Source organism: Epibacterium sp. ABZ3_068 (assembly GCF_056159265.1).
Genome location: NZ_JBSWUV010000005.1, coordinates 1 through 25,631, shown reverse-complemented (window position 1 = coordinate 25,631; position 25,631 = coordinate 1). Strand labels below are relative to the sequence as shown.

At 59.2% G+C, this 25,631-nt stretch carries 20 protein-coding genes; 7 read left to right on the top strand and 13 right to left on the bottom strand.

The genetic code is table 11. From position 1 onward, the window contains the following. Positions 1-2 precede the first annotated feature (2 nt). Positions 3-590 carry a polysaccharide biosynthesis/export family protein gene (locus ACXAEW_RS22130; protein ID WP_474943515.1) on the bottom strand — a complete coding sequence of 196 codons (588 nt, stop codon included), beginning with the start codon at positions 588-590 and terminating at the stop codon, positions 3-5. A 188-nt stretch (positions 591-778) separates the two neighbouring features. Between ACXAEW_RS22130 and ACXAEW_RS22125 the strand changes: the two genes are divergently transcribed. Further along, a complete protein-coding gene (locus tag ACXAEW_RS22125) occupies positions 779-2,164 on the top strand; it encodes a right-handed parallel beta-helix repeat-containing protein (protein WP_474943514.1) in 1,386 nt (461 codons plus the stop codon). Positions 2,165-2,202: 38 nt separating this feature from the next. Here ACXAEW_RS22125 and ACXAEW_RS22120 read toward each other — a convergent pair whose 3' ends face one another. The 5 genes from ACXAEW_RS22120 to ACXAEW_RS22100 form a co-directional block, all read right to left on the bottom strand. Next, positions 2,203-3,036 carry a sulfotransferase gene (locus ACXAEW_RS22120; RefSeq protein WP_474943513.1) on the bottom strand — a complete coding sequence of 278 codons (834 nt, stop codon included), beginning with the start codon at positions 3,034-3,036 and terminating at the stop codon, positions 2,203-2,205. A gap of 45 nt (positions 3,037-3,081) precedes the next feature. Then, positions 3,082-3,684 (bottom strand): sulfotransferase family protein, encoded by a 603-nt coding sequence (locus tag ACXAEW_RS22115; protein WP_474943512.1) that lies wholly within the window; start codon positions 3,682-3,684, stop codon positions 3,082-3,084. A gap of 65 nt (positions 3,685-3,749) precedes the next feature. Continuing rightward, positions 3,750-4,448 carry a sulfotransferase family 2 domain-containing protein gene (locus ACXAEW_RS22110; protein ID WP_474943511.1) on the bottom strand — a complete coding sequence of 233 codons (699 nt, stop codon included), beginning with the start codon at positions 4,446-4,448 and terminating at the stop codon, positions 3,750-3,752. Positions 4,449-4,492: 44 nt separating this feature from the next. After that, complete coding sequence (locus tag ACXAEW_RS22105) at positions 4,493-5,938, bottom strand: lipopolysaccharide biosynthesis protein (protein WP_474943510.1); 1,446 nt, start codon at positions 5,936-5,938, stop codon at positions 4,493-4,495. A gap of 11 nt (positions 5,939-5,949) precedes the next feature. Next, positions 5,950-6,933 (bottom strand): glycosyltransferase family 2 protein, encoded by a 984-nt coding sequence (locus ACXAEW_RS22100; RefSeq protein ID WP_474943509.1) that lies wholly within the window; start codon positions 6,931-6,933, stop codon positions 5,950-5,952. A 288-nt stretch (positions 6,934-7,221) separates the two neighbouring features. Between ACXAEW_RS22100 and ACXAEW_RS22095 the strand changes: the two genes are divergently transcribed. Further along, positions 7,222-8,424 (top strand): glycosyltransferase family 4 protein, encoded by a 1,203-nt coding sequence (locus tag ACXAEW_RS22095; RefSeq protein ID WP_474943508.1) that lies wholly within the window; start codon positions 7,222-7,224, stop codon positions 8,422-8,424. A 12-nt stretch (positions 8,425-8,436) separates the two neighbouring features. Here the strand turns inward: ACXAEW_RS22095 and ACXAEW_RS22090 are convergent, their stop codons facing one another. Together ACXAEW_RS22090 and ACXAEW_RS22085 are read right to left on the bottom strand one after the other, a co-directional pair. Further along, the gene (locus tag ACXAEW_RS22090; RefSeq protein ID WP_474943507.1) at positions 8,437-9,387 is read right to left on the bottom strand and encodes a glycosyltransferase family 2 protein; all 951 of its coding nucleotides are present in this window, start codon (positions 9,385-9,387) and stop codon (positions 8,437-8,439) included. A 5-nt stretch (positions 9,388-9,392) separates the two neighbouring features. Next, positions 9,393-10,778, bottom strand: a complete 1,386-nt coding sequence (locus ACXAEW_RS22085) for an O-antigen ligase family protein (protein ID WP_474943506.1) — start codon at positions 10,776-10,778, stop codon at positions 9,393-9,395. Positions 10,779-11,165: 387 nt separating this feature from the next. On the opposite strand from ACXAEW_RS22085, the gene ACXAEW_RS22080 reads away from it, so the two are divergent. Together ACXAEW_RS22080 and ACXAEW_RS22075 are read left to right on the top strand one after the other, a co-directional pair. Continuing rightward, a complete protein-coding gene (locus ACXAEW_RS22080) occupies positions 11,166-13,187 on the top strand; it encodes an acyltransferase family protein (protein ID WP_474943505.1) in 2,022 nt (673 codons plus the stop codon). A gap of 192 nt (positions 13,188-13,379) precedes the next feature. Next, positions 13,380-15,119: a Pnap_2097 family protein gene (locus ACXAEW_RS22075; RefSeq protein ID WP_474943504.1), complete on the top strand. Its 1,740-nt coding sequence runs from the start codon at positions 13,380-13,382 to the stop codon at positions 15,117-15,119. 48 nt (positions 15,120-15,167) lie between these two features. On the opposite strand, the gene ACXAEW_RS22070 is transcribed toward ACXAEW_RS22075, so the two are convergent. The 4 genes from ACXAEW_RS22070 to ACXAEW_RS22055 form a co-directional block, all read right to left on the bottom strand. Next, positions 15,168-16,034 (bottom strand): glycosyltransferase family 2 protein, encoded by an 867-nt coding sequence (locus tag ACXAEW_RS22070; protein ID WP_474943503.1) that lies wholly within the window; start codon positions 16,032-16,034, stop codon positions 15,168-15,170. Continuing rightward, the gene (locus tag ACXAEW_RS22065; RefSeq protein ID WP_474943502.1) at positions 16,034-16,999 is read right to left on the bottom strand and encodes a glycosyltransferase family 2 protein; all 966 of its coding nucleotides are present in this window, start codon (positions 16,997-16,999) and stop codon (positions 16,034-16,036) included. The genes ACXAEW_RS22070 and ACXAEW_RS22065 overlap by 1 nt, the downstream gene beginning before the upstream one ends. An 81-nt stretch (positions 17,000-17,080) precedes the next feature. After that, positions 17,081-17,326, bottom strand: coding sequence for a hypothetical protein (locus tag ACXAEW_RS22060; RefSeq protein ID WP_474943501.1), 246 nt, complete (start codon positions 17,324-17,326; stop codon positions 17,081-17,083). 6 nt (positions 17,327-17,332) lie between these two features. Beyond that, the gene (locus ACXAEW_RS22055; RefSeq protein WP_474943500.1) at positions 17,333-17,476 is read right to left on the bottom strand and encodes a hypothetical protein; all 144 of its coding nucleotides are present in this window, start codon (positions 17,474-17,476) and stop codon (positions 17,333-17,335) included. Between the two features lie 892 nt (positions 17,477-18,368). On the opposite strand from ACXAEW_RS22055, the gene ACXAEW_RS22050 reads away from it, so the two are divergent. Further along, a complete protein-coding gene (locus ACXAEW_RS22050) occupies positions 18,369-20,990 on the top strand; it encodes a M10 family metallopeptidase (RefSeq protein WP_474943499.1) in 2,622 nt (873 codons plus the stop codon). A 179-nt stretch (positions 20,991-21,169) separates the two neighbouring features. Here the strand turns inward: ACXAEW_RS22050 and ACXAEW_RS22045 are convergent, their stop codons facing one another. After that, positions 21,170-22,180: a replication initiator protein A gene (locus ACXAEW_RS22045; protein ID WP_474943530.1), complete on the bottom strand. Its 1,011-nt coding sequence runs from the start codon at positions 22,178-22,180 to the stop codon at positions 21,170-21,172. Between the two features lie 551 nt (positions 22,181-22,731). Between ACXAEW_RS22045 and ACXAEW_RS22040 the strand changes: the two genes are divergently transcribed. Both ACXAEW_RS22040 and ACXAEW_RS22035 read left to right on the top strand, forming a co-directional pair. After that, positions 22,732-24,156: an AAA family ATPase gene (locus ACXAEW_RS22040; protein ID WP_474943498.1), complete on the top strand. Its 1,425-nt coding sequence runs from the start codon at positions 22,732-22,734 to the stop codon at positions 24,154-24,156. Between the two features lie 54 nt (positions 24,157-24,210). Continuing rightward, positions 24,211-25,374 (top strand): ParB/RepB/Spo0J family partition protein, encoded by a 1,164-nt coding sequence (locus ACXAEW_RS22035; RefSeq protein ID WP_474943497.1) that lies wholly within the window; start codon positions 24,211-24,213, stop codon positions 25,372-25,374. The last annotated feature ends 257 nt before the right edge of the window (positions 25,375-25,631 follow it).

Below are 25,631 nucleotides of genomic sequence, written 5' to 3'. Positions count from 1 at the left end.
GCTTACTCAAACAGGCGTTTTTGAGGAACTTTGATCACATCTCCGGCCTGCAGTTCAGTGCTGCCTGAAATCGTGCCCGCGCCGCCTTGGGGCAGGCGGTAGTTGAACAGATAGGTTGTCACAGCCCCGGTCTTGGGATCTGTGCGGATCAGCTCGATGCGTTTGTCGGCGGCGAATTGGTTCAGCCCCCCGGCCACGGCCAGAAACTGCAGCATGGTGATCCCGGGAGCGGCGGCTTTGCGCCCCGGATCGCCAACGGCCCCCAGAACAAAGAGGTCGATATCCGGGGTCTGGATCCGGCTTGAGACTTTGGGTGCAGACAGCGCCGCGATGGACACATGAACGGTTGGGGCAACCGCATAATTGGGTGCAAGCCGCTGGCTCACGCTGGCACTGATCTGATCCACCGAGCGACCACTGGCGGGCAATGTCCCTGCCAAAGGCACACTGATTGTACCATCGGGCAAAACCAGAACATCCCGGTTCAGACTGGAATCCTCAAACACCTCGACGCGAAGCTTATCACCCGGCTTTACCTGATACGCAGCGGTTTGCGCCAATGCTGCAGATCCCAACCCAAAGGACAGCATGCATACCAAAATCCATCGCCAAGCTCGACACAACATCACTGGCCCTCGTCATTAATTGCTTTATTGCCCGGATAATGCCGATTTTCGCCGTAACCGCAAATATTTCCTTCGTCTTTCCGGCCAACTGCTGCACTATTGCCATAACCGCCCATATTGATCTTCCCCTATCCGCAACCTCGTTGTGAAAAATGTATATTCTCTCTCATCTCGCCCCCATTTTCCGCCCCCTCATGCGGCCCGCTGCCCCCCCTGTCACACGGCCGATCCTGTCTGTGCTGCGCCGGGTCCTTGGGCCCGACCGCCCCGCCCCCGCAGGTATCCTGGCCCTGGTGCCTGCGCTTTTCCTTTGGCTTATGCTGTCCACCACCGGCACTGCCGCTCCGCTCTATCTTGCGCCACCGCTGCCACCGGGCACTGCCGCCACCACCGTCCCTGATGGCAGCTCTGATGCTCCGTTCACCTCTCTGTCCGAGGCGCTCAAGGCTCTGGCCGCTCAAAAAGCAGACCGCATCCTGCTCAAACCCGGGTTTTATGGCAACACACACTGGCGCGACCTCAAACCCGGGCGGGTCATCCGCATCGAAAGCGAAGTCACCGGCAAGGCCCATTTTGACAGCCTGCGCCTGAGCAACAGCCGGAACCTTCATATGGTCGGCTTCTCAGTCTGGCCTCGCAACAAAGACGCCCGGCGTGGGGTTTTGGTAAAGGCCGAGGCCAACAGCACAGGACTGATTTTTGAAGAGTTTGACCTGCGAGGCAACGCCGATGCCGATACCCAATACCTGACCTGGACCAAAAAAGACTGGGCCACGCTCTGGCGCACAAATGGGTTTCGTCTGAATGGTCCCAATACGCAGGTGATCAAAAGCCGCGTCACCGGCGTGGAATTTGGCATCACCACCACCGGCCCCCATGCGGTGGTGGCGGGCAATCTGGTGCAGGGGTTCAGCGGAGACGGGCTGCGCGGCCTGGGCAACAACAGTCGGTTCACCGGCAATGTGGTGACAAACTGTATCAAGACCGGGCAGAATCACGACGATGCCTTTCAGTCCTGGGCCCCCCGTAACAAAGGCCCCGAAAGCACCGTCTCTGGCCTGACCCTGGAAAACAATGTCTTTTGGGAATGGACGGCCGGACCAGGTTATCCCCTACGGTGTCGGCTGCAGGGCATCGCGCTGTTTGACGGTTTTTTCAAAAACGTCACCATCCGCAACAACCTGATTGTGGTCAACACATACCACGGAATCTCGATCTATGGCGGCATCGACAGCGTCATTGCCAACAATACGGTGGTTCACCCCAGCGGCAAAGCGCAAAACTCTCCCTGGATCAGTGTACGCAACCATAAAAACGGCGGCCTCAGCCGCAATGTCCAAGTCTACAACAACGTGGCCATGTCGTATAAAAACATTCCCGAGGCGCTCAAACGGAATGTGGTCGCCCGCTTTCCCGGAAAGCTGTTTCAGGATCCGACCCGCGGCGATTTTCGCCCCCGTGCCGGCAGCCCGCTCGACAACGCCGATCTGGGTGCAAGCATCGTCCAGAAAGTCTACCCGCCCCAAAGCGTTGATTAATTTTCCAAAGATCCACGCGCCGCAGCGATCACATTCGGCTAAGCCAGCTCATAAGAGAACCACTTCAGGATCTCTTTATGGGGTTTGAGATAATGCGAAATCAGATCCTTGTCAGCGCTTTCCAGCATCGCAACCTGCGCCGCGTTCATATTGGTGATGCCTTGATCGCCATAATCTTTCACCCGCACCGATGCGTCTTCTCCAAGATCAGGAAGGTCCAGCCCAAGGCGCGAGACAACGCTCTGCGGATCTTCGCAAAACCCCTCATAGGTCACAACCGGCGCGTCATATCGAGATGAGATTTCCTGCAGATACTGGCTACGGATCACCCACATTTTTGTCAGATGCTCCACCACATCCTCACGCTCCAGATCGCGATAGCCCTTGTCAGAGTACCGTTTTAACTGCGATGCAATATTGGCATAAGGCTCCCTGTTGTTGATCAGGATTTTAGGATCTTCAAACAGCGCGACAAACCGCGCGTGGCGCACCATGTTTGGTGGACTTTTCTCAACCAGATATCGCGCCTCGGGCTGGGCCGTAAGCGCGCGGCGCCCGTATTCCTGCAAGACCCCAGCAACAGATCTGTAACAAACGGGCTTATCCGGCCACCACCGATCCGCCTCTCTTAACCCCGGAATAAGCCACTGCACCTCATTGTTTTCATCACGATAAGACGACACAAAGCGCGAGCTCGTCAGATATTGTGAAATCGCCGTTGACCCTGAATTGGGCGGGGTAAAAATGAGAATGGTCGGAAAATCCACTTTCTGTACAGATGACTTATACGGCCACCGCTGAACAGATTTCTCTTGGGGCACCAGATCATACCCCGCCTTTTTGACAAGGCTACGCAAGCCACGTTTCAGCATGGTTTTCATCCTTCAATAGGCGCGATTTCTTATATCCGCGTCAGATCACACCAGAAGATACCGCCGCATCAGCTGGCCTACCCTTGTTTTCAGGCTCAGACTGCGGTCCGAGCCGGCAGCATTTGCATGTGGGAAATCCGTTTCGGGCACGGGACGTCCCAGGAAGTCGCACAGAGGTTCCCATCTGGGCCCCTCAGAGAAGTTGATCTCCAGCAATTTCCCCGGCCTGTCTTTGAAATACGCGCGCACCTCTGCATTATGCGCGTCATATGTCGCCTTGTAATGCTGTTCATTGCCCTCCGGACGTCCCCGGTTGCGGCCGTATATCATCTTGCGCATGGGGGTGACATCGGTGCCAAAATGGCCAACCTGGCTCTGATACCAGCGGTCGGTGTCCCGATAGGTCAGAATAAATTTTGCCTCCGGCCACATCTCATCCATCTCACGATAGACCAGAGGCCAGGGGTTGTCCTGAAAGGCATCATATTTGTGGGATGCCTCCCGTGCCCGTCTCAGATACGTGCGGGCGATGTTGCCGTGATACACCCAATTGGGCCCGGTGACCCGATACCCCAGCTGCGACAGCGCCACAGCAAGGCTTGAGGTGCCCGTCTTGTGAAAACCAATTCCAAAAATCTTTTCATTCACAACTCTTATCCCTCTTTATCAATGGCTTGTCCGATACGCGGGCCGTGCGCCCTGTGCGCCGACACCTAGATCTCTGGCGCATATCCAAACATCTCAAAATCTTTCTGGTAGAGCTTATGGATCAACCCTTTTGCGCGGTCATCCAGAGTGACCTTGTTTGGACGTCCCGTGCTTTTGCGCTCATGCGGCAGCCCGGTCCAGGGCAGGTTCAGCCGCTTGCAGACGTCTTCAGCCCCCGCTTCCAGATCTTCAAAATAATAGATCTGATCCAAGGGCGCATAGCCACGTCCCAGACGCAGATAGTCGCTTTGCGGCCAGAAAAACGGGTTGGACATCACCACCTGGCGATACAGGAAATTGCGCTCCATCCGCTGCAGGAATTCCGAAAACTCCAGACCTTTGAGGTGTTTTTCCGCCCACCGCACCTGGGGCGGCCAATCCGTCGCATCCCGCATAAAATGAAACGCCGACGCCAGACGTTTTTCAGGGTTGCGCACAAAGGTGAACTTAAACGCACTCTCCCATAACCCGGCATGGTGGTCGCGATATACCTCAACAGGAACATGGGTCAGGAAATCCGCTGGCGGGTTCACCTCAAGCACTTTCAAAAGGCTTGTCCCGGCCGTTTTGGGAATATGCACAAAGATCGCATTATGCGCCGTATTCCAGGGCAAAACAGCGGACCGCTTTCCCGTCTTCCATTGCTGCTGATACCGCCGATGAAGCTGTCCGGTTACACGATAGAAGGGTTCAGGAATACGCATAGGGTCCCTCTGAGACGATAATATCATAAACACCAACCACGGGGTTAGCCTCCGCGTTTGGAAAAGGCGCGCAGCAGGTCTTTACTCTGCGTGGGGGCCAAAACAAACAACAACACCACATAAACCACGCCGCCCAGCGGGATACACAGCGCCAATGTCTCCAACGGCGAAATCTGCACCTGCGCGGCTACGAAATAAACCACCCCATACATGCCTGCTGCAGAAATCAGCGGAGCCAGCAACACCCCCCCAAGGCGACTGAGAGGTTGCTCCAGGCGCCGCATCGTATAGCTCGACAGGGTTGGGATCATCGCCAGCATCACTGCAATCCGCGCCCAGATAACCGCTTCGATCCCCAAGGGGGCCATCATCCACACCACCGCCAGAACCGTGGCACCGCTCAACAGGGACCACCAGAACTGAAACTTTGCCAGCCCCAGCGCAGCTAGGGTGACCTGGTTGACCTGTTGCAGATGCGGAAAGGCCATATGGATCCCGATCAATTGCAGGATCGGCCCAACCCCGGCCCATTCGGGGGCAAACAGCACATCGACAATTGGCTGCGCAATTGCAGCAATCCCAAAACAGATGGGCATCATCACCGCCGACAGCGAGAACTGAACCCTCAGATAGGCCCGCTGCATCCGGACCAGATCATCCTGCACCGACGACAGAATGGGAAACAGGGTTTTGCGGGCCATCTTGACAATGGTTTTGGATGGGGATTCCACCACCGTTTTGCCCATATTGTAAAAGCCAAGCGCATTGGTGGAGATCACGCCCGCAATAATCAGCCGGTCCAGGTTGCCGTTCAGGAACCCCAGCACATTGGTCAGCATCACATAGCCACCATAGCCCAGCAGGCTGCGGAATTCGGTGCCGCTGAAGCGCAGCCGCGGCATCCACCGCCCCGAAAGACAGATGATGGTTGTGGAGACCACAGCCAAGCAGATCTGCTGCGCAACCAGGGCACCAATGGTCCAGCCAAACAGGGCCAGCACAATGGCCACCACCGCCCCCAGAAACGAGGCCAGCAGATCCGACATGGCAATCCGCTGGAATTTGAACTGCCGTTCCAGAATTGTCATCGGCACGCCTTGCAGCGCGGACAGGGGCAGCACCAGGGCCATCCAGCAGATAAAGGGCGCCAATTCAGGCGCTTCAAACCACAGCGCAATCGGTTCGGACAGGTAATACAGCCCCACCCCCAACAGCGCCGCCAGCGCCAGGCTGCTCCAGAAAACGGTATCTTGCTGAATGCGGGTGTTTTCCCTGCGCTGAACCAGCGCCGTGCGAAGCCCCGCGTCGACCAGCAGCTGGGCCAGCATCGCCACCACCGCAATAATACCAGCGCCGCCAAACTCTTCGGGGGTCAGGTAATACGACAGGAAGGTGATTGTGCCCAAACTGACAAACGACTTTAACAGCCGACCAAATGTGGCCCACTGCATCCCTTTAAGCGCATGTCTGGTGAGGTTTTGCTTGCTCATTGTGCGACCGCTCAAGACGACGCTTTAGGGCGCCAGCGAAAACGGTGGTTTTGTGGCCGCACCAGAGCCAGCACCGGGACGACCAACAGTTTGAGCGCGTGTTTGCGATGCCCGCGGCGCATCAAGATCCCCAGCCCTCCCTGGCCAAGCAGCACCTGATACGCTTCTTTGCCATATCCGCGCCAGAACAGATCATGCAGCCAAAAGGCCAGCAAATCCGCCAGCGCCTGCTCGGCATCATCCGGGGTCGGATCCGCATAACGCCCGGCCTTGTGCCCCTTGAGCATAAACGCAACACCTTCAAACACCGCGTTCATATTCAGGGTCAGGGAATCCGTGTTGGAGGTGCGTCGCCCCACAATAATCGGGTGTTTCACCCCCAGGAATGCGCCCTTGGCCGAAAGGCGATAAAACAGGTCAGTATCCTCAGCCCCGCGCAGCCCCGCCACAAACCCATCTGCGGCCTCAAAGACATCGCGCCGCAGGACCACATACCCCGATCCCAACAGGACCGGCATGGGCCGGACGCGGGTCAGTTCAAAAAACGTCTGACACAAGAAACTTTCGGGAGCGGCCTCATCCTGCCAGCCCGCCAGTTCGGATATGTCTTCAAAGGGCTGCGTGTTCATAAACAGCCCGGCAATATCCGGCTGGCGCTCCAGCGCGTCAGCCAACACGGCCCCGCTCCACGGCAGCCAGACATCATCGCTGTCCAGAAATGCCAGCCAATCGCCCTTGGCGGCCTGCGCGCCCGTGTTGCGCGCCGCCCCGGGGCCTGCGTTCTTTTGTATGATTACACGGATCTTGTCCGCGGCGCCAAGCGCGTCAATGGCCCGTTGCGCAGCTGCGGGCGTCTGCCCGTCGGTCGAGCCATCATCGACCACAATGACCTCCTGCACCGCATCCAGCGACGGCTTCAGGCTCAGCAGGCAGTCAAAAATCATATCAGGCCGATTATAGACCGGAATAATGAGGCTGATATTGCATCCGGGCATCACGTCTCAACTCTCAATAAAATAAATGGGGCAAGCGGCGCAGGACCCCCCAAACGCTACAGGGACAGACAGCAAAAACCATGACAGCCCATGTTTAGCAATGCGTCGCGGCGTTAAATACAGCAAATATTTGCTCAGGACCGCCCAGGGCAAAGCTTTTGTGCGACTGCCAGAAAATTGAGACAAGAATGTGTCGTCTAAGGCATTGCGGACTATATAATTTCCGTTACACGCAGGACATAGTTTATCAGAGTTTCATCACGTTTTCCCATCTCCGAAAGAGGAATCATGCCGCAGACTTCGCCGCACATATCCCGTCCCCGCTTGGCTGTTATCTGCACGGAAATCGGGATCGCATCAGAAGTTTGGATGGAGCGCCAGGCCTGCGGGTTGCAGGGGTTTCAGCCCAGCATCTGGGGCTGGTCCCGCGCCGACACCCCCCACACCGCCCGCCTGCCCGAAGTGGAGATCCCCGGCCCGTTCCCGCAGCCAACAGGCGGGGTGGCGCGGCTGCAACGCAAACTCGGCTGGGCCGGGGCTTATCGGCTCTCAGCCTCCCAGCGCCAGACCCTGGTGGCCCAGATCCAGGCCCAGGACCCGGACATGCTGCTGGTGCATTTTGGCTGGAATGCCATTGTCATGGCGCAGGTTTTGCCACATCTGGCCAAACCAATCCCCATGGTGGTTCATATTCACGGCCGCGATGCATCCGCCCTGCTGGAAGAACCCGCCTATCGCGCCGGGCTGACACGCGCCCTGGCACAGGCGGATGCCATTGTTGCGGTGGGTCAGCATCAGATCGACCGGCTGCGCGCCCTGGGCGTGTCACGCGATATCGCATTGATCCCCTGCGGCGCCCCGCTTGATTTATTTGCCAACCGCCCGCTGCCAGACCAGCCGGAGGCCAGCCCGGCCAGCCCCATTCGCTTTGCAACAGTTGGCAGGCTGTCTCATGAAAAAGGCATGCTGGAAAGCCTGGCCGCCTTTGACACGGTCCAGAAAAGCCTGCCTGAGTGTGCCCTGGTCATCATGGGGTTTGGTCCGCTCTATGCACAGCTGGAGCAGGAAATCCAACGCCGGGGGCTACAGGACAAGGTCCGCCTCACCGGGCGGCTGTCCCCCGAAGAGATCGCCGCCGAACTGGCGCGCTGCCATGTGTATCTGCAACACTCTCAACAGCACAACGGCTGGGTTGAAGGCTTTGGCGTCACCCTGACCGAGGCCGGCGCTGTTGGCCTGCCGCTGTTGGCCTCTGCATCCGGCGGGCTGCGTGATCAGATCGTTGCGGGAGAAAACGGCCAGTTCTTCCCCCCCGGCGATGTGGATGCACAAGCCCGGCTGATGCTGGAGCTGGCCCGGGATGCCGACAGCCGCCGCCAGATGGGCGCCGCCGCCCGTGAGCTGGCCGCACGGTTTGACAGCGCAAAAATGACGGCCAAACTGGAACAGCTGCTGCACAGCACCTTAAACAGGGCCACGCAGACAGGCTGACCGGGGTTTGCGTTACGGCACCAGGCTCCGCAGGCTCAGATACAGCGTATTGGCGAGGTATTTCCAGTGAAACGGCACCTCTCTGAGCGCCTTGAACGCATGTGTACGCGCCGCCGAGAACTCCCCCCATTGCCGGTAGGCACCGGCCAAACGGTGATGGTGATGCGCCAATGTCCCGGGGTAGCGGGCGATCAGGTCCATATGTTTTTCCAAAATGCGCTGTTGCGCCCGCAGGCGCTTGTCAGATGAGCGGGTGATCGAATTCTCGGACATGCGCTGGATCACAAGATCCTGATCCACAAACCCAACCGGCCCGGCCTGAGCCACCCGCAACATCAGCTCCCAATCCACCAGCGCCTGCAGGTCTTCGTCAAACCCGCCCAGCCGTTCAAACACATCCCGGCGAATGACCAGCATCTGCGTCGACAGGTAGCTGCCCCGGACAAGGCTTGGCACAATGTCCCCCAAAAGCGGCGAAATACCGGGATCTGGAAAGCGCGCCTGCACCCGGGTCTGCGGGTTGGCATCGGCCTTCACCAGCATGCCGCAATATCCGGCGACATAGTCGGATCCCTCCAACTGCGCCAATTGTTGCTCCAGCTTATGAGGCAGCCAGATATCATCGCTGTCCTGAAAGGCGATCCAATCGCTTTGTCTGCTCACTGACACGCCGTAATTTCTGGCGGCGGACACCCCTTTGCCGGGATTGCGCACCAGACGCAGGCGCGGGTCGTCGATGCTTTCCAGAACCGCCCAGGTACGGTCCTCAGATCCATCATCCACCGCAATAACTTCCAGATCGGTGACGCTTTGTGTCAGCACACTGCGCACGGCTTCCTCAACCGTATCTTCACGGTTGAAACAGGGCACAATCACACAGACCCGCGGCGCGCCTGAAGCAGGCACATTGGCCATGCCACCCTGTCGCGCAGGCTGTGAGGAGGGGAAATCATCTTGAGACATGTATATTACCGTGCACCTTGAGAGGCCAAACGCGCCCCTGACTTTGGAGGAAATCTGGAATAGCGATACTGCGGACCGGGCGCATCATCTGTTGCGGCCTGGGCCGTTGCGTCCGGGCTGGGGTCACCATCATTATAAAGCCACACCCCGGCCCCCAGGTAGAACATGATAAAGACCGCCGCCTGTTCCCAGATATGAACGGTGATCAGTGTCATAATGACCCCAGCCAGAGCAATCAGATAGCCGCGGCGCAGCTTGCTGAGATGCGCATCCTTGATCTTGGCAAAGGCACCGGCCACCAGCACGCTCAGGAATGCCCCCCCCCACAGCGCAAAGCCCACCAACCCGTAGCGCAAGGCCAGCACCAGCCAGAAGTTGTCCACCGAAGAGGTCAGCCAATGCGGCAGGGAATAGCCGTTGAACCCCACCCCAAAGATGGGATTTTTCATCGCCGCCGCCGATCCGAATTCAAAAATCGCCACCCGCGTCCAGGCCGTTCCGGAATTAAACGTCAGCGTTTCAAACAGAATGGTGACAGGGGTGCGGTTCGACAGCGCATCAATCCCGATATAGGCCAGCACAATCAAGCAGCACAGCAGCTTCCAGCGCCCGCCCATGACAAAGCCCCAGGTCAGCAACATCATCTGCAAACCAACCGACAGCAGCGGTGCGGACGACAGTGCTGAAAACGTCGAATACCCGACAATGGCGATCGGAAACATCAGCTTGATGGCATTGCCCATAAAGGTGGGCTGTTTTGACAGGGAAATCACATTGGCAAAGGCAAGGCTGCAGAACAGCCCCCATAAAATCGGGTGTGCAAACACGCCATAGACCCGCTCCAGCCCCAGGCGGCCATAGGCGCTGCTGCCCCGGTATGGCGCATCCACCCCGGGCAGCTGGCGCAAGATATCAGAGATCACCAGCTTCCCGGTCACATTCTCCACCAGCGTAAAGGGCAACAGCACGAACATCGCCATCACCATAAAAGAGAACACATAGCGGAAATCGGCCTCGTTGCGCACAAAAGCGCGCCCCACGAGATAGCCGCCGATAGCTTCCACTGCGGTAATGCCCGCAAACGGCAACCGCTCCAGACCGTGGTTTGTCAGCAGGGCGACCACAACCCAGACGCCGGTCATCAGCAACAGCCAGTCCGGGGCCACAATCCGGCCAAGGCGTTTGGACAGCAGCTGCACACACAGCGGGATGATCGCAACCAGCAGGAACAACCGCACCGGTGACAACTGCAATCCCGCGACATGAAAGCTCATCGGGAGCATGATGGTCAGCAAAAACACCGTCAGCAGGTTTTTCTGAGTAATTCCAGGTGCAGCCATCGACGCGCCAACCGCAGCTGCATTACGATTTGGCCGGTCAATCGTCACCACTTCAAAGTCCACCGTTATAGATATCGTCTACCGTGCACTGCTCTCCACACCCTAGAAATAGCGTGCGTTTATGACAGAAAATACCCATAAGGCAGCAAGATTTTCATCACCATATCCATGCCGTCTCTCCACAGCAAGACCAGCAGGGCCGACCGTGTTGTTTCGGTCTCAAAAGGCCAAATTTCGCGCCATCGTGCTACATATCCTCGCGCTTGCCCCTCGTCATAAGAGATTTTCCGCATAGAGCTTGCACGGGCGCTGTTTTGCGCATTTCCCTTTTGAAGCACATGTATATAAATCGCATCATCTTTACGTTTTGCGATCAAGGCTGCTGCGGTCTTTTACATCGCGTTTTATCAACCAATGCCCCATTGTTCTGGAGATCCAATGCAGTACCGCCGTGATGTCGATGGGCTACGAGCAGTTGCTGTGCTGCCGGTCGTTCTGTTTCACGCCAACCTTCCCGGCCTGTCCGGCGGTTTTGTTGGTGTCGATGTATTCTTTGTCATTTCGGGATTTCTGATTACCTCGATCATCACCCGCGAGATGGAAACAGGGCGGTTTTCCCTGTGGACCTTTTATGAACGCAGGGCCCGGCGCATCCTGCCCGCCCTGACCGTTGTGGTGCTTGCAACCCTGGCTGTGGGCGCCCTGATCCTGTTGCCTTCGGAATTTGCCGATCTCGGGCGCTCCACCTTGGCCACGGCCCTGTTTGCCTCCAACATGTATTTTATGGCGGTGCTGGATTATTTTGGCCCTGCGGCCGAATACGCCCCGCTTCTGCACAGCTGGTCTTTGGCCGTGGAAGAGCAGTTCTACCTGATTTTTCCCCCTCTGCTGGCGTTGATCCTGGCCCGCGGCACCCGCAGGCATGCCTTTTGGTTGGTTCTGATGCTCTCGGCGGGCTCGCTTGGGGCTGCGGCCTATGCTCTGCCTGTCCAGCCCGAATGGGTGTTTTATGCACTGCCGTTTCGCGCCTGGGAGCTGGGGGCGGGGGCGCTGCTGGCCCTTGGCACCTGGCCCAGGATCCCACATGCTGCTGTGCGCAACGGTCTGGGGATTGCCGCCCTGGCGGCCATTTTAGGCCCTGTTTTCCTGTATACACATCACACCCCCTTTCCCGGGCTTGCGGCGGTGCCGCCGGTGCTTGGGGCCTGTGTGCTGATCTATCTCGGATTTGCTCCTGCTGCGTCTGCGAACGCCGCAGGAGCACCGTCACAAGCCAGCGCCCTGCCGCTGGTCAACCGGCTGCTGAGCCACCCGTTTATGGTGGGTATAGGGCTGATCTCTTATTCGCTTTATCTGTGGCACTGGCCTGTCATGGCTTATGGGCGGTTGCTGCTGGGGCAGGCCACACTGCCTTTGGGGGTGGGGGTGATCACCGTGGTGCTGTCGCTTGGGCTGGCCTGGCTCTCCTGTCGCTATATTGAACGCCCTTTTCGCGGCAGCTCAGGGGTTTTTCCCAAACGCAATCAGGCGTTCTGGGGAGCAGGGGTCTCATTGATGCTGCTGATCGCTCTGGGCACGGGCCTTCATCTGAGCCACGGGCTGCCCACACGGATGCCCGACAGCAGCGTGGCGTTTTATGCTGCCAAGGAGGACCGCAATCCCCGGCGGCCAGAGTGTTTCAACCAATCCGACGATGCCCCATTATGTACCCTTGGGGCACCACGCGCGCCGGATCAACCACAAGATTTCCTCTTTTGGGGGGACAGCCACGCCGACGCCATTATGCCCGGCCTGACCCGCGCCGCACACATAAGCGGCCAAAGCGGCCTGTTTGCCGGTCACCCGGCCTGCCTGCCGGTGCGCGAACTGCGCCGACAGCCCGAAAACAAAAGCTGCAGCACCCATAACGCCAGAATCTGGCACATGCTGGAAACGCGCACGGATCTGCCTCTGGTGATCCTCAGCGCCCGCTGGGCCCTGTCCGCCGAAGGCAACCGGTACCAGGGGGAAACCGGCGCGGATGTGGTACTGGAGTGGGCCGGAACATCTGCCGCTCCCACAGCCGGGCACAGCAATGCAGCGCTGTTGCAGGCCGGTCTTGCGGCCACCGTCTCTGCCATTCAGGCCACTGGCCGCAAGGTTGTGATCCTGGGACCGGTGCCTGAAATCGGCTGGGATGTGCCCACCCAGCTGGCCCGCAGCGCGCTGCTGGGGCTGCCTGCGCCACACGCGCCCAGCCGCGCGGATTTTGACGCGCGCAGCCAGCGCACAACCCGGATCCTTGCGCGTGTCGCCGACCAGACCGGAGCCCGCTATGTGCCGCTGGACGATGTCTTTTGCCCCCAGACCCGCTGCCAGATCCAGGCTCCCGATGGGCAGCTGCTTTATGTGGATGACGACCATATCAGCCGCTTTGCCGCTGAAACCCTGCTGCCTGCCCGGCTCATTACCTTGTGGTAGCAGGGCGGGGCGGGGGCAAGTGCTCTGCTTTGTGGCACACACCGCAACGCGCACCGCAGAATTCATCCCAACTGTATCATTGGCTTTAACATTGATCGTTAACAGGCTACCTCAAATACAGGAGCACCCCCTCCTCTGGCATGTGCTCAGCCCATTTCGTTTGCGATGTTGACTTAAGGATGTAAGACACAGATGAGCCGCGACATTCACAAAAAACGTCCCTCCCGTTCTCAGCGCTTTGTGCGGCTTTTGAAATCCATGGTTGATCCCCGCGCGCTGGCACATGGGTTCAAGATCATCAATTACTATAACCACACCCATGTGGCGGAGCTGGCACAGGTTCAGCGGGGGCGGGCGGTCAACGTCAGCCCCACCGCAAGCTTCGGCAATGGCCGCAATATTATCCTGGGCGACCGCGCCCGCATCGGGGCCAATTGCTCGGTCTGGGCGGGCAACGGCAGCGCCAAGATCACCATTGGCGACGACACCATGCTGGCCCCCAACGTGATGATCACCACCTCCAACTATCGCTTTGGCGACGGCAGCCCGATCAACCTGCAGCCCATGGACGAACATGATGTACACATCGGCCGGGATGTCTGGCTGGCCTATGGCGCGGTGGTTCTGCCCGGGACAACCATCGGCGATGGCGCCATCATCGGGGCAGGGGCCGTTGTACGCGGCACCATCCCCGCCAATGCCATTATCGCCGCCGCCGAACCCAAACAGATCGGCCAACGTTTCATTGCCAAGTCCGACCCTGCACCGATTGCGCTGGGGGCCGTCAATGAGGCCGTCAACAGCTTTGTCCGCAGCGCCCTGCCCGACGTGAGCCCCACCGCCTTTGAAGGCAAGGTTGCGGATGCCGGGGTCGACAGTTTTGACCTGATCACCCTGCGCACACGTCTGGAGACACATTTTGCCACCAACCTTCCGGATCGGGAATGGTCGGGCATTGACCGTCTGGCAGATATCTGTCGCCTGCCCAGCCTGAGCGCAAAAACAGCGGCCCCCTCGGCGCCGACATCGCTCCGGCAAGATCAGGCGACAGGTCAGCCAACACCCCAATCCCCCGCCGCCCCCGCAACCGCGCCGGTTGGCGCGCCAGCCACCGGGCACAGCACACGACGCTGGGCGCTGAATATGCCACAAATGGCCCTTGCCGGCCTCTCTGAAAGCTGGCTGTTCAAGGAGCTTGGCGACATTCACTGGGAGATGATCTGCAACTTTCTGCAAACGCCATCCAGCGCTATTACCGATGAGAGCGGAGACCGGCTTTATGCGACATTTACCCGCCTGCGCCTCGAAGTAGAGCCACATCTGCGCGCCTTCAAAGAAAACCAGACCCTGGATCTGCAGTCCCAGTTGTCACGGTTCGGATCCAGCTTTTTCTTTGGCGACCACACGCTCCTGGCCAGTGGACAGGGCGGCGCACCGGCCCAGTGCAAGGCGCGCACCATGTCAACCTTTTCCAAATACGGCGAGCGCGGCAGCAACACCTCATTGATCAAAGGCACCCCAACCCTGTCGCAACCAGAGCTGCTGCCGTCCCTGGCCGATTTCCCCGAGTTCGGACAGGCATACCGCACCCGCCGGGCCGCGCCTTCCGAAACGGTTCTGTTTGAATGCCCGTATGACATCCTGCCCAGCCATGACATCAACGGCGTGGGTCTTCTGTATTTTGCGGCCTATCCAACCATTTTTGATCTGTGCCTGGAACGCTATGAGGGCAAAGGCTTCTTGCTGGGGGCCAGCACGGTTTTGAAAGATGTGCTCTATTACGCCAACTCGGAACCCACCGAGACCCTGCGGTTCTGCCTGCATGAGACAGAGCAAAACGGATCCGAGAAGCGCTATCACTGCAGCCTGTACCGCAGCAGCGATGGCAAACGTATGGCCGAAGCCGATATCAAGAAAGCGCTGATCCCGTAACGGCGATCGCCCTGGAACAGGCTCTATTCACCTTAAACAGAGCCTGTTTCAGATCGCCAGACCCGCCGCCTGTTTCAGCATCCAAACCGCCCGTTGCAGCCGGAGGCGCCATAGGGTGGCCACAGCACGCACCCGTTCCAGCGGCGAAAGCTTGGCCGATGTCAGCACCTTTGGCGAATGGGCCAGGGCGCTCAGCGGCATCAACAGGGCTTTGACCGCCCATCGCAGCCGGGCCACGCCGCCGTGGCCGTTGACGCCAAATCCTTCCTCGGTCAGCCGTTTCCATTTCTTGCGCAGGGCCGCCCAGTCACTGCGCGAGGGATGCGCCACCTGCAGCTCATCGGCATAGGCCAGCCCATATCCCGCAGCCACCGCCCGGTGACACCAGTCCAGATCTTCGGACAGCCCCGCCACAAAGGGGCCGGTGGCCACAAAGACATCCCGACGGGTCAGCAGGTTGGCGGTGACAGAAAACCCTTTGCTGTCGACATAGGCCCGGTTGTCAAAGGCAAAGACGGCCTCAAACCCTTCCGCACCGGACCGTGGGGCAGGGGTTTCATCAAAAACCGAAATCCGGCCTCCGATCACATCCGCACGATCATGGATCTGTTGCGCGGTCTGCAGCCATGTCGGGTGGGGCACACAATCGCAGTCCAAGAAGAACAAAACGGGCGCAACAGTCTCTAACACGCCGCGATTGCGGGCTTCAGCCGCGCCTTTTTTGACCTCTGTGACCAGTTTGACATCCGGATATGCCGCGCGCAGCGGGCTTAAATCGGCGGTGGAGTTGTTGTCCACCACCAGCAGATCGGTGTCATCATCCAGCTGCGGCACCAGCGCCTCCAGGCAGCGGATCAGCCGGGCGACATCATTATAATGGGGGATGATCACCGCATATGTCGAGGTGGTGCCCATTACAGAACCGCCTTGGGACCGATTTTTGCACGCAGCTCAGCAGAGGGCGGCAATCCAAGAATGCCCCGCAGCGTCGCAATCGCCGCCGGACGTTCACCGCTGGCCAAAAGCTTCAGACCTTTGGCCGCAGTATAAGCAAAGGAGACCGGCAGCCCCAAAGGGTAGAACTTGCGCATAAACAGCATACGCGAGCGTGCCAGGAAATAGGCCGACAACGGTGAAATCGACTGGGTGGTGGTTTTGGACCCGATAGTGGCGCCCCCCACATGGTAGACTTCGGCCCCCGGCACCATCTCCAGGGTCAGATCCCCGTGCTGCAGGCACCAGTCAGTCTCTTCATAATACAGGAAATACGCCTCTGGCATCTCTCCCGCCTGGCGGACAAAATCTTTGGACACAAACATATGCGCCCCCGAGATAAAATCGAGCGCCTCTTTGTCCGGCAGCGGCGTGGTGCTGGCGGGCTGGCGGTTGTTGAACAGGCTGCACACCCCGGTCCAGCGGCTGACACGGCCACCATCGGTCTGGATCAGATCGCTTTCGGCCTCATAGCAGACCCGCCCGCCTAAGACGCCAAATGTGCCCAGCTCACGCGCCCGCGCCTCCAGTACGGCGGCGGTTTGGGGCTGGGCCTGTGCGTCCGGGTTGAGGATCCAGATATAATCCACATCCTCCATCGCCATAAAGGCCCGCACCCCATGGTTGACGCCGCCAGCAAAGCCATAGTTATGCTCCAGCTGCCACACAGCCACATGGCCAGGGGCAATGCTGTCGGGCTGGCGGCTGTGCCGTGACGCCGCCGCGCCCGGATCACTGGCCAGAAAGGTCTCGATAGTGTCGTCAGTGGAGCCATTGTCCACCACCAGAATACTCAGATCCGCCCCGTGGCTGGCCAGCACGCTTTGCACACATTCTTGCAGCAACGGACCAGAATTAAACGCGACCAGAACAACCCCTGTGGCCATCTGCTGCCTCCTCAATCAAAACACCCGCCCAGCAGGCGGCACAGATAATAATCCCGAGATGCACCCCCCGCACGCAACCCGTCAAGCCATAGCGGTGCCAATAGCGGGGTTTTTCACCTGGCTGTCATTTTCCTGAGCGGCTTCTTGCACGGCAAGCACCACAGAGACTGTTGCGGCGGCAAATAAATTAACATAATATTGATTACCTGCTAAAATCCCGCGACGGGGAGCGCGCTCCCCTGAAGTGCGACTCCTCTTAGAAAACAGCAAGTTATCTAAGAGGAGATCATCGTATGGGAGCCGTGCGACCACCGAGGCGTTGGGCATGGCCGCTCAATCGAGGCGCGTTGCGTTGTGTTGCGAGTTCAGGATATCCCGGCGGCAGCAATCGCCACCTCGGCGTGTTGCAAGATGGCGGATGTAATCGCCACCGGCGCGGTCCACCTTGCTCACATCGGCCATGGTGAAGGTGATCAAGGCGCGTCATGGGCGGGGCTGCGGGCGCTCCTGCTGATCTCGGGGTCAGCGTCAGGAATTTGCGCTGATGGCTCACCGATGAGGCCGTGCCCCCCAGGCGGAGCGCCTGCGGGGGTGTTGTATGTCACGCAGCTTTCCCCCTTGCATCTGCGGGTTCCCACCGGCGTCTGAGGGCGACTTGATTCTAAATCCGGGTCGGCGCGCGCACCCAGCCCCCGGCAAACAGCCCAATTTTTGCCACAATCCCCACGCCGATGCGCGAGGACAAAGCCAATTTTCCTCCCCAAACTCCTGCAGCGGCAGACGGCCTCTGACACCGCCTTCCGAATGTAACGCATTTCCTTCAAAAGCTGCGCAATTGTGGCGGAAGTTAATGGAAATTAAGGACAAGTTAAGGATGCGCAATTCCTGTTAATAGGCGTTAAAAATCAATTATTTAATCGCAAAGCGCTTGATTTTAAACATCTTTTTCTCTCTCTGCATGCGCCGCCTTCCCCCCAAAAATCGGCCACATTCCGCCATTCGCCGCCATTCCCCGGCCACGCGCCATATTTCAGCCCTCCTCCCGCCACCTTTCCCGCCCGATTTTCTTAATAGACCATTGAAAGTCGCCAGAACGGCACATGACACCACTTGATCGTCTTCCGTTAGGCAAAAGAGCACTTCAAATAGATGACTTACTTCCACTCCATGCACTCCAGCAGACCCGGCTCTCAGGCACAGTCTCCAATCACTCCTCCCATGCCTCTGGCATGGCCTGTGCCCCAAACATCTTTTGGCGCTGCCTGTGCATTTGCTCTTTCTGCCGCGCACACAACATGGACCCACTCACAGGAACAGCATCGCACGCCTTCACTGCGAGCGCCCCTTTTTATAGAAATGGAGCAGGCAGATGTGTGAATATTGTGGCTCACATGAGCACCGCATCCCAGAACAAACCCAGACAGCCGACACGGACTTCTCCACCAGTACCAGCACCACAGCCGGAAATGGCAAACCCATTGCCACTGTTGACGAGATCGCCAATTACCTGACCCATGGCTATTGGTCCGATACCGGACGCAGCGCGCGGTCCTTTGATGTTACACCTGGCGACACCATTACCGTCAATCTCAGCGGATTGGGGACCCAAGGGCTGGAGACCGCCCGCCACGCCCTGAAAAGCTGGACCGCCTTGAGCGGCATCCACTTTGAAGAGGTCACCGGCAGCGCCCAGATCACCATTGATGACGAATTTTCAGGTGCCTTTGCCAGCACCAGCGTCAGCAACGAGACCGTCAATAGCTCCTATATCAATGTGGACGACAGCTGGTCGAAATACGGCGGCTATTATCTGCAAACCTTCATTCATGAAATCGGTCACGCCCTGGGGTTGGGCCATGCGGGCGATTACAATGGGTCCGGCAGCTACAGCTCGGACGCGAAATTTGCCAATGACAGCTGGCAGCTGTCGATCATGTCCTATTTCAGCCAGACCCAGAACACCGAGGTCGATGCGTCCTTTGCCTATCTGGCAACCGCGCAGCTGGCGGATATTCTGGCCATTCACAACCTCTATGGGGTGCCCACCAATGTGGCCACAGGTGACACGGTCTATGGCGATGGCAACACCACCGGGATCTATGGCCATGGCCTCACGGGCAATCTGGCGGTGGCCATTGTCGACAGCGGCGGCACCGATCTGATCAATCTGGCCTCACATACCACCAACGACAGGCTGTCCCTGGTGGCCGAGACCTTCTCTGATATCGGCGGCAAGCGCGGCACCTTTACCATTGCCCGCGGCACCGTGATCGAAAATGCCACCACCGGGTCCGGCGATGACCAGATCACCGGCAATGATGTGGACAATATCCTCGACAGCGGGGCCGGTCATGACGTAATTCTGGCCGGAGCCGGCGACGACGTGCTGATTGGCGGCATCGGAGCCGATACGCTGACCGGCGGCGACGGGGCGGATGTCTTTGTGTTCCGTTCTCTGGATGAGGCCGGCGACACCATCACCGATTTTGACCACTCCGAAGGCGACCGCCTGGATCTGATCTCGCTCCTGGACAGCCTCGGCCATCTGGTGGCAGATCCCTTTGCCGATGCCTTCCTGTGGCTGCAAGAGACGACAACCGGGGCCTGGCTTTATGTCCAGGATGTCAAACTGGCCTTCCTCGAAGGGGTCTCGGCTGCGGTTGACGGTCTGTCCCTGCTGGTCACCGACGGTCTGCCCGAGGAAGACCCCGTTGTAGAGCCTGTTCCGGAAGAACCTACCCCCGAAGAGGAGGTTCCGACTTCGGATCCCAACACAACCTATGTCTTTGACGACACCTATGTGACGACAAGCGGCAGTGCCCCAATCGTGATTGCGGACCTGGATGGCGGCGTCGACACTCTGGACCTCAGCACGATCACCTATCATACTCAGGTCGACCTCTCAGAAGGGGCCACCATCAGCTATATCGGTGGCCAGGCGCTGGAAATGAGCGGCGGACAGAACATTGAAAATGTCCTGCTTGGCTACGGCGATGACAGCGTTTCGGGCAATGCCAGCGACAACCTGCTGTCGGGCGGCAGTGGTCAGGACACCCTGCGCGGCGAGGACGGCAATGACACGCTGAGCGGCGGCGATGGCAATGACCTTCTGGTTGGCGGCAACGGGCATGACAGTCTCGATGCTGGCGATGGTTATGACACGGTCTATGCAGGCAACGGCAATGACACCCTGCTGGGCGGTGGACAGAACGACCAGCTTTATGGCGGGGCCGGCAACGACAGTATCGACAGCGGTGACGGCTACAACCGTATCTTTGGCGGCACAGGTGCCGATACGTTGAACGCGGGGAATAACAACGACTATCTCCATGGCGGTGACGGCAATGACCTGTTGTTTGGTCAGGACGGCAATGATGTTCTCACCGGCGGACAGGGGGCCGATACGGTCTATGGCGGCGCGGGGAGCGATCAGATTTCCGAACGCGGCAACGGCAATGACCTGCTTGACGGAGGCGCGGGCGATGACGAAATCAGCGCCGGTGGCGGGGCCGACACGGTTTATGGCGGCAGCGGCAATGACTTCCTCAAAGGTGAAGACGGCGACGACCTGATCTCCGGAGATGCCGGGGATGACCTGGTCATCGGCCACGCGGGCAGTGATACCCTCTTTGGCGGGGCCGGTGCAGACCGTCTGAATGGCGGCCAAGGTATCGACCAGCTGAGCGGCGGCGACGGGGCGGATGTCTTTGTCTTTAAATCCAGCACCCACCTGGGCGATACAATCACCGACTTTGACCGCTCCGAAGGAGATCAGCTGGAAATCGGCGCAATCCTGTCCGCGTTCGGCACCGATCTGGACAGCGCGTTCAGCGACGGCACCCTGAGCCTGAACGGCGACAGCGCGGGATCCTGGCTCAGCCTGACAGTGGACGAAGGCACCTTGGACACCGGGACCAGCTCAACTCTGAACATCGCCTATCTGAATGGTATTGACGACAGCACCGTTCTGACCACAGATTGGTTCATCTGATGATCCAGAGTTGGTGAACAGGGAAAACCCTGCCTTGTTCTCTCACACCTGCAGGCACGGCGCGCGTGTCTGCAGGTCTTATCTCTCTCCAGGCCGGGTGAAACGGAAGGCCCCGGTAAAACGGAAGGCCCCGGTAAAACGGAAGGCCCCGGTAAAACGGAAGGCCTGGGTGAAACGGATCAGAAACCCGACCCGCGTTTTCTGACCCAGCCCAGGAAAGCCGCATCCGGGTTGCGCAAGGTGGGCTGACCGGTGCGCAGCCAGATGGCACGCCAATCGGCCTCCAGCGCATAGGCATCCGCGCCGGGCATCAGGGTGCGGGCCGCCTCAAGCGTTTCCGGTTTCAGGGTTGGCAGCGCCTGTGGCATCCCACTTTCAACCACTGCGCCCTTGCGGGAAAACCGCATCAGATCGCCGGGCACTTCGGTGATGGCGTAATCGGGCAGCGTGTCCGCGGCAATCATATCGCGCAGCATCTTGCGAAAGACCCGCCGGGGGGAGGCCGAGCCTGATTTTTTCAAAAGCGTATCCACCGAGACAACCCACTCGGGCTGGCGACCACAGTGTTTGCGCACCAGTTCATAGATCCGCCGCTCCAGCGGTTTGCGCAGGCGGAAGTAATCCCGGCTGAGGGTCAGCACTGATTTCGACAAAACCGCCCGGTACAGCCAATCCGACAGCGTCACCGCCACGCTGACCATCCGGCCGCCGCGGGCCTTGCGGACAATTTCCCATTTTTCGATCAGGCCAAAACCGCTGGTGATCTCCTGCCCCCCGGTGACGATATTGGTGGTGATGCGGGTGCCGGCGAGACGTTCGAAGGCCTCGCGCAGACGCCGGTAGGCATCGCCCGAGGTTTCGCGATTGGTTGCCACCAAAAGATCATGCGCTGTCAGATGCAGGGTGCGCGCCACTTTGCGGCCCGCATTCAGCGCCGCCATCAGCTGGCTGACGCAAAAGATCAGGATGTCCTTGTCATGAATTGTCGCCAGCCCTTTGACCGACGGCGTCACCGTGATCTCTGTCCCGTTGTGCTCGTAATTCAGGATCCGCCGGTCAGGCCGGGTAGCAAGAGAAAACAGCGGGTGTTCCATCGAGGCCAGATCATTTTTGGGGATCGCATCAAAAATATCGCAAAGGAAAAACTCCCCCTGCCCTTCGGGTGGATATGCGCTCACCGCGTCCGTCATCGTCATGTGCCTGCCTTCATGCCCCCGGTTCCCGAGGTGCGGATTATACTGCGCGTTGCGGTCTGCCCTGCCCGGCCGATTTTTTCGATCTCAAAACGGGGCGACTCGATCTTCGTGGTTTTGATTACACCCACCCTAAAGTTATCCACATGCCCTCGCAACGGGGGTTTGGAATCGCTTCTTCGGGGGATCGGAGTCATTTCATCGGGGTTTCAGAGTCACCTGATAGAGAAATCCGCCCCTCATCGCCTTATAAAAAAGGGCTTTACGCCCCCCCGTCTCTCCCTGTAACTAATATATAACTCAAAATTAACAGGGGATTTTTTTTTCACGCCCCTGAAACACCCCCCTGTTCCCTGCCCCAACCACCGGATTTGCTTAGAAAAACCAAAATTTGGTTCGATATATCTTTCATGTGCGGTGTTTTATGGTATTCTACAAAAAACACCGCACATGCACCGGTTTGGGATCTCCCGGCCACAGCAATGAGGCGGCTCACGACATCAGATCATTCCTGAGCAGTTGCCATAAGCATGAGGCTTTGAACCCACATGGCCAAAGATATCCACAAGGGGCGCCCGACCCCCAGAGACGCCGATCTCCCCCCTTATTTCAATATTGATCCGGACGCGGCGCTGGCCGATCTGGACGCCCCTACCTCGACCCAGGGGTTTTCTAAAATCGCCGAGGCCTGCGGCCGGGGCCGTGCGGATCTGGCCAGCCGCGGCATGAACGAAGAGGGCCAGAAAGAGCTGCGCCTGTTTTCGACCTGGGAGATCACCCGCTATGTGATCCCGGTTGCCCAGGCCCATTTCCGCCGCGTGCTGAAACAGAACCCCGACCTGCCGCAGGGGCGCGTCGAAACCGAAGGGGGCGCCAAATGGTTCACCCTGGATGAGGTCCTGCGCCTCAGGGCTTTCTTTGGGGCGCAAGGGTCCAAGGCCAAGGAATACACCCCCTACCGCCCCGAGGGGCTGCCCGCCAAGATGGTGGCCGTTGCCAACTTCAAGGGCGGCGTCGGCAAGACCTCGACAGCGGCGCATCTGGCGATGTCGGCAGCTCTTGATGGCTACAAGGTGCTGGTGGTGGATCTGGACAGCCAGGGCTCCATGACATCCATTTTCGGCGGCAAGGTCGAAGACGAATGGCAGACCGCCTTCCCGCTGCTGGCGCGCCACTACGGTGAACATCTGCGCCACGAGAACCAGCGCCGGCTGGACCGGGGCGATCCCCCCCAGCCCCTGGACGAAGCGCTGACAGCGGCGATGGATATGACCGCGCAGGATGTGATCCAATCGACCCATTGGCCCAATATCGATCTGATTGGCGCGCAGCTGAACCTTTACTGGGCCGAATTTCAGATCCCGGTCTGGCGCATGGCCGCGCGCAGCTGGAAGCTGTGGGATGCGCTCACCGACCGGCTGGAGGCTGACGGGGTTCTGGACCAATACGACGTGATCTTCATCGACACGCCCCCTGCCCTTGGCTACCTGACCATCAACGGGCTCTCGGCCGCCGATATCCTGCTGGTGCCCATGGGCGCGTCGTTCCTTGAATTTGACTCCACGGGGCGGTTCTTTGACATGCTCCATTCCACCTTTGCCTCGATCGAGGAAGGCGAGAACCTCGCCGCGCGCGCCCTGGGCCGGCCCGAGATCGGCTTTGAATGGGATGCGGTGCGCACCGTCATCACCCGCTATGACGCAGCCCAGCAGGGGGAGCTTGCGGCGCTGATGCAGGCCTATATGGGCCGGGTGCTGTCGCCCCACAAACAGGATTTCACCGCCCTGATCGGTCAGGCCGGCGAGCAGGTGTCCGGCATCTATGAGGCCGATTACCGGGACTTCAACCGGGAAACCTATGCCCGCGGGCGTGAGACCTTTGATGCAACCTACGCGGCCTTCAAACGGTTGCTTCTGGGCGTCTGGCGGCGCGATGCGTTGCAGGAAGAGGCCGACCACCGCGCGGCCCAGTAACCGGGCCCAAAGAAAGACATGCCAGGCTAAGGGATCTGGCAGAGGAGAACGAGCATGGCAAAACGCAAACGGCTGACGCCGGCCCAACCCACTTATCTGTCCTCACCGGCCGAGGGCAAACCCGCCTCGCCCCTGGGGGCTGGTCCTTCGATTGGTTCGGCGCCGATTGCGCAGGTCGCCAGCGAAGCCTCCACCCATGCCGCGCTTGAGGAACTGTCCGGGGTTCTGGAAAACGCGCGCAGCAAGGGGCTGATGATTGCTGAACTGCCCTTGTCGGCGGTGGATGCCTCTCACCTGGTGCGCGACCGGCTGGAGCAGAACGCGGATGAGATGGAGGCGTTGATGGCCTCTCTGCGCGCCCGCGGCCAGCAGACCCCGATCGAGGTGGTCGCGGTCGATGCACGCGCCGATGGCACCACCCATGGTCTGATCTCGGGCTGGCGCCGGCTCACAGCCTTGCGCAGACTCTATGAGGAGACATCAGACCCTAAGTTCGCGCAGGTTCTGGCGCGGGTGATTGAACCCGGAAGCGCCGAAGATGCCTATGTGGCGATGGTCGAAGAGAATGAGATCCGGGTCAACCTTTCCCATTATGAACGCGCCCGCATTGCTGTGCGCGCCCTGCATGAAGGGGTGTTTGAAAGCCAGAAACTCGCCTTGCAGGGGCTCTTTGCCAATGCCACCCGCGCGCGCCGTTCCAAGATCGGCAGTTTTGTCACCCTTGTGGAAGAGCTGGATGCGGTGCTGTTCTATCCCACGGCCATCACCGAACGCCTGGGCCTTGCTCTGGTGCGCGAGATGGAGCTGGATCCGGACTTTGCCAAAACCCTGCGTCAGGAGCTTGATCTGACCGAGCGCCCGACCGCCGAAGTGGAGATCGAAGTTCTGATGCGGGTTCTGAGCGCCGCTCAGGCGCCGGCTCAATCTGAGGTTCCCGTGTCTTCGTCCGAGGGGGCGGAGCCTTCTCAGACAGCGCCTGCCAATCAGAGCCTAAAGGCCGAAGCAGAGCCTGCATCACCCACTAAACCCCAACCCCGCCCCCGTATGCGCAGCCTGTCGTCAACCATGGCCCCCGGCGAACGGCTGATCCTGAATGCCGGTCCGGGCCTGCGTCTTGGATTTTCTCCGGATGAGAAAAAGATCGAGCTGATGGGGGACAGCGTTACCGATCAACTGATGGAAGACCTTCAGGACTGGCTGCGCCGTCGGCGTAGCTGAGGGGGCTTGATCTGTTCCTTTGAAACCGGGCGCGTCGCATTGCGCCCGGTTTTTTGTTGCAGCGGCTTCGCTGCGAAACAATCCAAAACACATATTAAAAACGGAATGTTTCGCATGCGAAACATTTCCTCCCTCCCCTTTTCCGCTCTGGGTCCTGTCTATCCGTGATTGATGCGGCTGATGGGGGTCGCTTACGGCTGGGGGCGAAATAGTACGCTAACGCAGGAACGGCCATTCGTGCACCGCGCAGAGAAGGT